At 75.0% G+C, this 7,551-nt stretch carries 8 protein-coding genes; 3 read left to right on the top strand and 5 right to left on the bottom strand.

Annotated elements, in window-relative coordinates; genetic code table 11:
• Positions 1-33 precede the first annotated feature (33 nt).
• From J1M39_RS00770 to clpS, 4 genes are read right to left on the bottom strand one after another with little or no spacing between them, the layout of a single operon-like run.
• On the bottom strand, positions 34-849 hold the full coding sequence (locus J1M39_RS00770) for an MBL fold metallo-hydrolase (protein ID WP_036382148.1): 816 nt from the start codon (positions 847-849) through the stop codon (positions 34-36).
• Positions 846-1,778, bottom strand: coding sequence for a glutamate racemase (gene murI, locus J1M39_RS00765; protein ID WP_036313006.1), 933 nt, complete (start codon positions 1,776-1,778; stop codon positions 846-848). The genes J1M39_RS00770 and murI overlap by 4 nt, the downstream gene beginning before the upstream one ends.
• Positions 1,775-2,542, bottom strand: a complete 768-nt coding sequence (locus J1M39_RS00760) for a DUF2017 family protein (RefSeq protein ID WP_044659192.1) — start codon at positions 2,540-2,542, stop codon at positions 1,775-1,777. The genes murI and J1M39_RS00760 overlap by 4 nt, the downstream gene beginning before the upstream one ends.
• 8 nt (positions 2,543-2,550) lie before the next feature.
• Positions 2,551-2,913 (bottom strand): ATP-dependent Clp protease adapter ClpS, encoded by a 363-nt coding sequence (gene clpS / locus J1M39_RS00755; protein ID WP_002857236.1) that lies wholly within the window; start codon positions 2,911-2,913, stop codon positions 2,551-2,553.
• Positions 2,914-2,977: 64 nt separating this feature from the next.
• Between clpS and J1M39_RS00750 the strand changes: the two genes are divergently transcribed.
• From J1M39_RS00750 to J1M39_RS00740, 3 genes are all read left to right on the top strand, one after another.
• The gene (locus J1M39_RS00750; RefSeq protein WP_206496364.1) at positions 2,978-4,330 is read left to right on the top strand and encodes a nicotinate phosphoribosyltransferase; all 1,353 of its coding nucleotides are present in this window, start codon (positions 2,978-2,980) and stop codon (positions 4,328-4,330) included.
• A 3-nt stretch (positions 4,331-4,333) separates the two neighbouring features.
• Positions 4,334-5,017 carry an isochorismatase family protein gene (locus J1M39_RS00745; RefSeq protein ID WP_036382159.1) on the top strand — a complete coding sequence of 228 codons (684 nt, stop codon included), beginning with the start codon at positions 4,334-4,336 and terminating at the stop codon, positions 5,015-5,017.
• Positions 5,018-5,166: 149 nt separating this feature from the next.
• The gene (locus J1M39_RS00740; protein ID WP_044659194.1) at positions 5,167-5,520 is read left to right on the top strand and encodes a GNAT family N-acetyltransferase; all 354 of its coding nucleotides are present in this window, start codon (positions 5,167-5,169) and stop codon (positions 5,518-5,520) included.
• Positions 5,521-5,529: 9 nt separating this feature from the next.
• Here the strand turns inward: J1M39_RS00740 and J1M39_RS00735 are convergent, their stop codons facing one another.
• On the bottom strand, positions 5,530-7,473 hold the full coding sequence (locus J1M39_RS00735; protein ID WP_159228060.1) for a heavy metal translocating P-type ATPase: 1,944 nt from the start codon (positions 7,471-7,473) through the stop codon (positions 5,530-5,532).
• Between the last annotated feature and the right edge of the window lie 78 nt (positions 7,474-7,551).

Raw genomic sequence — 7,551 nt, 5'->3', positions numbered from 1 at the left:
AGAGGTGTATAAGAGACAGGTCTAGGCACGCCCTCAGACGCCGTAGCTCAGCCCCGAGACGGCGACGGCCAGCGGGCCGTCGTACACCTCGCGGGCCTCCTGGACGGCGCGCTGCGGATCGTTCCACACCGGCAGGTGTGTGAGCAGCAGCTTCCGGGCCCCGGCCTGCGCCGCCGTCTCGCCGGCCCGTCGGCCGGTCAGGTGGACGCCGTCGATGCCGTCGTCCCGGCCCTCGTGGAAGGCGGCCTCGCACAGGAACACGTCCGCGTCCCGCGCGGCCTCGACGAGCCCCTCACATGCGTCGGTGTCCCCGGAGTAGGTGAGCACGCGGGTGGTGACGCCGCCGTCGTCGTCGACGCGGTCCACCTCGACCCGGATCGCGTAGGCCTCGTCGATGGGATGGCGCACGGGGACCGGGGTGAACCGGAACGGACCGAGCCGCTCGGTGCGGCCGGCGGCCCAGCACCGGAACTCGAAGTCCTGGTGCATCCCCGGCTCGGGGTCCATCCCGTACGCCTCGGCGATGCGGTCGGCGGTGCCGGCGGGTCCGTAGACGGGCAGCCGGCCGCGGCCCCAGCCGGCCGGGTTCCAGCGGATGGCCACGTGCATCCCGCACAGGTCCATGAAGTGGTCCGGGTGCAGGTGGGAGAGCAGGATGCCGTCCAGGTCCTCGAGCTCGACGTAGCGCTGCAGCACGCCGAGGGCGCCGTTGCCGAGGTCGAGCAGGATCCGCCACGTGCGCGGGGTGACGCCGTCCGCGGCCACACCCTCCGCGGTGAGGAGGTAGCACGAGGCGGGCGAGCCCGGGCCGGGGAAGGACCCGGACGCCCCGATGATGGTCAGCTTCACGTCACACCCTCCTGCTCGGCGCCCAGCCGCACGAAGGCCGCCGAGCGCGTCGGGACCGGCGCGGCCGCGGGGCGGGGCGCGCCGATCGTCTCCAGGCGTCGCACGGACTCGACCTCGGGTCCGAGGAAGCGGCGCGCGAGGGCCTGGAAGTGGTCGGGGTCGCCGGTGGCGGCGAAGCGGTGGCGGGTGGCCTGGCCGGAGCCCGCGGCCGAGTGGGGGTGCTCGAGGCCGAGGCGGACCAGTTCCCGGTAGAGGTCCTTGGCGGTCTCCTCCGCGGAGGAGACGAGCGTGACGTCCTCCCCCATCACGAGCGAGAGGGCGCCGGTCAGCAGCGGGTAGTGGGTGCATCCCAGCACGAGGGTGTCCACGCCCGCCGCGCGCAGCGGGGCCGTGTACTCCCGGGCGGTCTCCAGCAGTTCGGGGCCGGTGGTGATGCCGGCCTCCACGAACTCCACGAACCGCGGGCACGCGACCGAGGTGATCTCGAGGTGCGGGGCGGCCGAGAACGAGTCCTCGTAGGCGCGGGACCCGACGGTCGCCTCGGTGCCGATCACGCCGATCCGGCCCGTGCGGGTGGCGGCCACGGCGCGGCGCACGGCGGGCTGGATCACCTCGATCACGGGGATGCCGTGGCCTCCCGTGTAGCGCTCTCGGGCGTCGCGCAGCACGGCGGCCGACGCGGAGTTGCACGCGATCACGAGCGCCTTGACGCCGCGCGCGACGAGCTCGTCCATGATCGCCAGGGCGAGGGCCCGCACCTCGGCGATGGGCCGCGGGCCGTACGGCGAGTGCTCCGTGTCGCCCACGTAGAGGATGGACTCGTGGGGCAGCTGGTCCATGATCGCCCGGGCCACGGTCAGCCCGCCCACGCCCGAGTCGAACACGCCGATCGGCGCGGCGGCGTCCACGGCGGCGCGCTGGCCGCTCACTGCTCGCCCTCCGCGTCCCCGGCGCCCGGCGCGGACTCGTCCGCGCCCTCGGGCAGCTCGCTGAGCATCTCCGTCATGAGCGTCTCCAGCAGCCACGAGGTGAAGTTGTAGAGCAGGGCCATGGTGGACTCGACGTCCTCCGCGCTGCGCCAGTCGTCCACGGCGTGCACGCGGGCGGCGTCCTCCTCGGTCTCGACGCCCAGGCGGGCGGCCAGGACGAGGCGCACGTCGTTGAGCGCGCGGCCGAAGGCCGGCGCCTGGTCGTGCGGCACTTCCACGCGCGTCGAGCGCAGCAGCTCGAGTGCCAGGCGCGCGTCCGCGAGCTTCCCCTCGGACAGGGCGTCCTCGGTCAGGGCCCGGTGGGCGCCCTGTTCGGCGGCGCCGGCCTGGGGCATCGCATCCGGCAGGAGGCGTGCGACGGCCGGGTCGGTGGGGGCCGAACGCTGCGGCTCCGGGTCCTGGCTCAGGTGCAGCCCGGAGACCAGCCCCCAGAACGCGGCGTCGGACGCGTCCAGCCCGGCCACGGGGCCCGCGTCCTGCGCGGCGGACACGGACGGCGGCGCCGCCGGGGGATCTTCGGGCGTGTCGACGCCGTCCTCGGCGGCCGGGGCCTCGGCGGGGTCCGCCTCGGCGGGGCGCACGTCCGCGCGTCGGCCCTCGAGCAGGGCGACGACGTCCCTGACCAGCCCGCGCAGCAGGCGCACCTCCGGCAGCTCCAGCTGCGCCGTGTACCCCCGCCGCGTCCAGCGGAACCGTTCTGCCATGCCCCTCCTCAGTCCTCCGCCTGCTCCAGCGTGGCCCACAGCCCGTAGCCGTGCATCGCGCCCACGTGCAGCTCGGCCTTCTCCTTGGTGCCCGTCGCCACCACGGACCGGCCCCGCTCGTGGACCTCGAGCATGAGCCGCTGCGCCTTGGCCGCGGAGTAGCCGAAGTGGGTGCGGAACACGTAGGCGACGTAGCTCATCAGGTTCACCGGGTCGTTCCACACCACCACGTTCCACGGCCGGTCCCGGGCTGTGTCCTCGTGAGGCCGCTCCAGCAGGGCAGTGTCGGTGGCGCCGGCGGGGACGGACTCACCCGGCGCCGGACGCACGGCGCGCGGCGCGGACGGATCGTGGCGGGTCAGCACGGACATGCGCCCCAGTGTACGAGGCGGGCGGGCCAGGACCGGCCCCGCAACGGTCCACTAGGGTGGGCGCGTGAGCCAGAACCCCGTGCCCAGCGCCCCGCGGACCGCCGACGACTGGCAGATCCCCACGGCGCTGATGACCGACCACTACGAGCTGACCATGCTCCAGGCCGCGCTGAAGGCCGGCACCGCGCACCGCCGCTCCCGCTTCGAGCTGTTCACCCGACGCCTGCCCAGCGGCCGCCGCTACGGCGTGGTGGCCGGCGTGGGCCGCGCGCTGGAGGGCCTGTCCCGCTTCCGGTTCGACACGCCCGAGCTCGACTTCCTCGCGGACACCACCGCCCTCGACGACGCCACGCTGGCCTGGCTCGCCGACTACGAGTTCACGGGTGACATCGTGGGCTACGCCGAGGGCGAGGCCTACTTCCCGCACTCCCCCCTCCTGCAGGTGGAGTCGACGTTCGCCGAGGCGTGCATCCTGGAGACCTACCTGCTCTCCATCTACAACTACGACTCCGCCGTGGCCTCCGCAGCCTCCCGCATGACGGCCGTCGCGGACGGCCGCCCGTGCGCCGAGATGGGCTCGCGCCGCACGCACGAGGAGTCCGCCGTGGCCGCCGCCCGCGCCGCGGCCATCGCGGGCTTCACCGCCACCTCGAACCTCGAGGCGGGCCGCCGGTACGGCATCCCGACCGTCGGCACCGCCGCCCACTCCTTCACCCTGCTGCACGACTCGGAGCGCGCCGCCTTCGAGGCCCAGGTCGCCGCGCTCGGGGCGGACACCACCCTCCTCGTGGACACGTATGACGTGGAGCAGGGCGTGCGCACCGCGGTCGAGGTGGCCGGCCCGGCCCTGCGGAACGTCCGGGTCGACTCCGGCGACCTCGTGATCCAGGCCCACCGCGTGCGCGAGCTGCTCGACAAGCTGGGCAACACCGAGACCGGGATCATGGTCACCTCGGACCTGGACGAGTACGCGATCGCCGCCCTGCGCTCCGCCCCCGTCAGCTCGTACGGCGTGGGCACGCGCCTGGTCACCGGGTCCGGCGCGCCCACCGCCTCCATGGTCTACAAGCTCGTGGCCCGCCAGGACGACGACGGCACGTGGGTGGACGTGGCCAAGGCCAGTTCCGGCAAGGCCAGCCGGGGCGGCCGCAAGGAGGCCGCGCGCCGCCGCGACCCGCGGGGCCGGGCCACCGCCGAGGTGATCGGCGTCAACCGCAGCGCCGCGCCCGACGCCGACGACCGTCCCCTGCTGCACCGTTTCGTACACGCCGGCGAGCTGGCCGAGGGCTGGACCGGCCCCGAGGCCGTCACCCGCGCCGCCGAGCGGCACGCCGCCTCCCTGCGCGAGCTGCCCGCCTCGGTGGGCCGCCTGCAGCCGGGCGACCCCGCCATCCCGACCATCTTCCTGGAGGACTGACCCGTGGAGAACCTGAACCGCGCCCTGGTGATCGTGGACGTGCAGAACGACTTCTGCGAGGGCGGCGCCCTCGGCGTGACCGGCGGCGCCGCCGTCGCGGCCGGGGTCAGCGAGCACCTGGCCGAGCACGCGGACGCCTACGCGGCCGTGGCCGCCACGCGCGACTGGCACGTCGACCCGGGCACGCACTTCGCCGCGGCCACCGGCGCCGAGCCGGACTTCCGCACCACCTGGCCGGTGCACTGTGTGGCCGGCACCGCCGGCGCCGAGCTGCATCCCGACCTGGACGCCGAGCACCTCGACGCCGAGTTCCTCAAGGGCCTGCACACGGACGCCTACTCCGGCTTCGACGGCGCCCTCGGTGAGCCCGACGCCGTCCCGACCGGGGCCGCGGGCGAGCGCCCCTCCGGGACCGTCGGCCCGTACGGGGCCACCGCCGTGGCCGCGGCCGCCGTCGAGTCCGGCGCCCCCGGCCTCGACGAGTGGCTCCGTGAGCAGGGCGTGGACGCGATCACCGTGGTGGGCATCGCCACGGACCACTGCGTGCGCGCCACCGTGCTCGACGCCCTCGACGCCGGCTACGAGGTCACCGTGCTGACCGACCTGGTGGCCGGCGTCGACGAGGCGGCCGCCCAGGCCGCGCTCCACGAGATGGAGGCCGCCGGGGCCATCCTGGCGACCTCGTGAGCGGGTTCGGCCCCGAGCGGCGCCCGCGTCGCCTCTGAGGCGCCGCACGTCGGGACAGTGACGAATGTCACTCGATGCGGCATGATGGAGGCACGCGGCCCCGGCGGGCGTGCCGGAGCCGGTGCCCGACGCAGACGAGGAGAGCAGCCATGACCGGCTCCCCCATCGCCGCAGACCGGGACGGCATCCGCTACCTCTCCGGGGTGATCCCCGCCGCCGACGGCGGCCGTCTGGTTGGCCTGGCCCGCGTGGTCTCCGACGGACACACCATCGCCTACCTGCAGGACATCCTCGTGGATCCGGGGCACCAGCGCCGCGGCATCGCCTCCGAGCTGCTGCGCCGCGTCTTCGCCCGGTTCGGCCAGGTGCGTCAGCACGTGCTGCTCACGGACACCGAGGAGCGTCAGCGCGCCTTCTACGAGACCCATGGATTCCGCGAGTCCCGTGACGTGGAGGGCGACGAGCTGCGCGCCTTCGTGCGCTTCCAGTCCCGGGACGGCTGAGCCCGGCGCTCAGGCCGACACGGCCTGCCGCTCCCCCCGGGCGGGGGCGGCGGCGAGATCGCCGAGCCGCTCGGCCTCGTGCGGGCCGGGCTTCATGGCGCGCAGGGCGTTGACGATGGCCACGACGTCCACGAGCTCCTGGAACAGCGCGCCGACCAGAGCCGGGATGGCGCCCGTGGCGGCGATGACCATCAGGACCAGGGAGAGCGCGATGCCGACCCAGATCGACTGCGTGGCCACCTGCAGGGTGCGCTGGCCGGCGGCCACGGCGACGGCGACCTTGGAGACGTCGTCGGCGAGCACCACCACGTCGGCGGACTCGGAGGCGGCGGTCGAGCCGCGGGCGCCCATGGCCACGCCCACGTCCGCGGCGGCGAGCACGGGGACGTCGTTGACGCCGTCGCCGACCATCATCACCGGGCGCTCCGGGCGCTCGGAGAGCAGGCGGACCTTGTCCGCGGGCAGCAGGTCCGCGTGGACCTCGTCGATGCCCGCCTCCCCGGCGATGTGCCGTCCGGTGGCCTCGGCGTCGCCGGTGAGCATGAGGACCTGGCGTGCGCCGAGGCGGTGGAGCGCCTGCACGGTGGCGGCGGACTCGGGGCGGATGCGGTCGGCCAGCAGCAGGACGCCGGCGAAGGCGCCGTCCACGGCCACGTAGACGGCGGACTGGCCGGGGGCGAGGTCGGCGGTGGCGGTGTCCGGGGCAGCCTGCGTGACGTAGGCGCGCTTGCCGACGACGACGCGGCGACCCTCCAGCACCGCGACGACGCCGTGGGTGGCCTCCTCCGTGGCATCCTGCGCGGTCGCCAGGGACAGCCCGCGCTCCTCGGCCGCCGCGCGGATGGCGTCGGCGAGCACGTGCACGGAGTACTGCTCGGCGGAGGCGGCCAGGCGCAGCAGCTCGTCCTGGGCGAAGCCGGCGGCCGGGCGCACGCCGGCCAGCTCGGGGCGGCCGGCGGTGAGGGTGCCGGTCTTGTCGAAGCCCACGGTCTGCACGGAGCCGAGGGCCTCGATGGTCCCGCCGGACTTCACGATCACCCCGGACGTGGCGGCGCGGGACATGCCGCCGAGGAAGGCCACCGGAGCGGCGATGAGCAGCGGGCATGGCGTGGCCACCACGAGCACCTCGGCGAAGCGGACCGGGTCCTGGGACAGCCACCAGGCCAGGCCGGCGATCAGGTAGGCGACGGCGGTGAACGGCACGGCGTAGCGGTCGGCCAGGCGCACCATGGGGGCGCGGGACTCGGCCGCCTGCTGCACGAGGGAGACGATGGCCGCGTACTGCGAGTCGGCCGCGGAGGCGGTCGCCTCGAGCACGAAGGCGCGGGTGCCGTTGAGCGCGCCGGACATCACGGCCGAGCCGGTGCGGTGCGTGACGGGCAGGGACTCGCCGGTCAGGGAGGACTCGTCCAGGTCCACGGCGACCTCCCCGCCGTCCTCGGCGGAGGCCACGGTGCCGTCCACGGGAAGCACCTCGGCGGGACGCACCAGGAGCCGGTCGCCGGCACGCACCTCCTCCACCGGCACGTCCTCCACGGAGCCGTCCGGACGCAGGCGATGCGCGCGCTGCGGGGCGCGGTCCAGCAGGGCGGACAGATCCCGCCGAGCGCGGCCGGCCGCGTAGTCCTCGAGGGCCTCCCCGCCGGTGAGCATCAGGCAGACGAGCACGGCGGCGAGGTACTCCCCCACCAGCACGGTGGCGACGATCGCGGTGACGGCGAGGATGTCCACACCCCAGTGCCCGCGCATCAGGTCCCTGACCATGCCCACCGAGGTCCACGCGGCCACCACCAGGGCATACGCCGAGGCGATCCAGCGCGCCGGATCCTCCGCCCCCGCCAGGTGCAGGCCGAGGGTGAGGGCGACGACGACCAGCGTCGCGAGCACCCACGGGTACCGCGCGGCGAAGCCGAGGACGGCGGGACGTGACGGGGACGGGACGGACACGGGCATGGCGACTCCTGACATCGTGCCCCCATTCCAGCCCGTCCCCGTGCCGGGTGCCAGCCAGGGGAGGCGAACCTCAGCCCG

Origin of the sequence: Micrococcus sp. KRD077, assembly GCF_017168505.1 — a bacterium.
Lineage (GTDB): Bacteria > Actinomycetota > Actinomycetes > Actinomycetales > Micrococcaceae > Micrococcus > Micrococcus luteus.
This window is presented reverse-complemented; position numbering and strand designations above follow the sequence as displayed.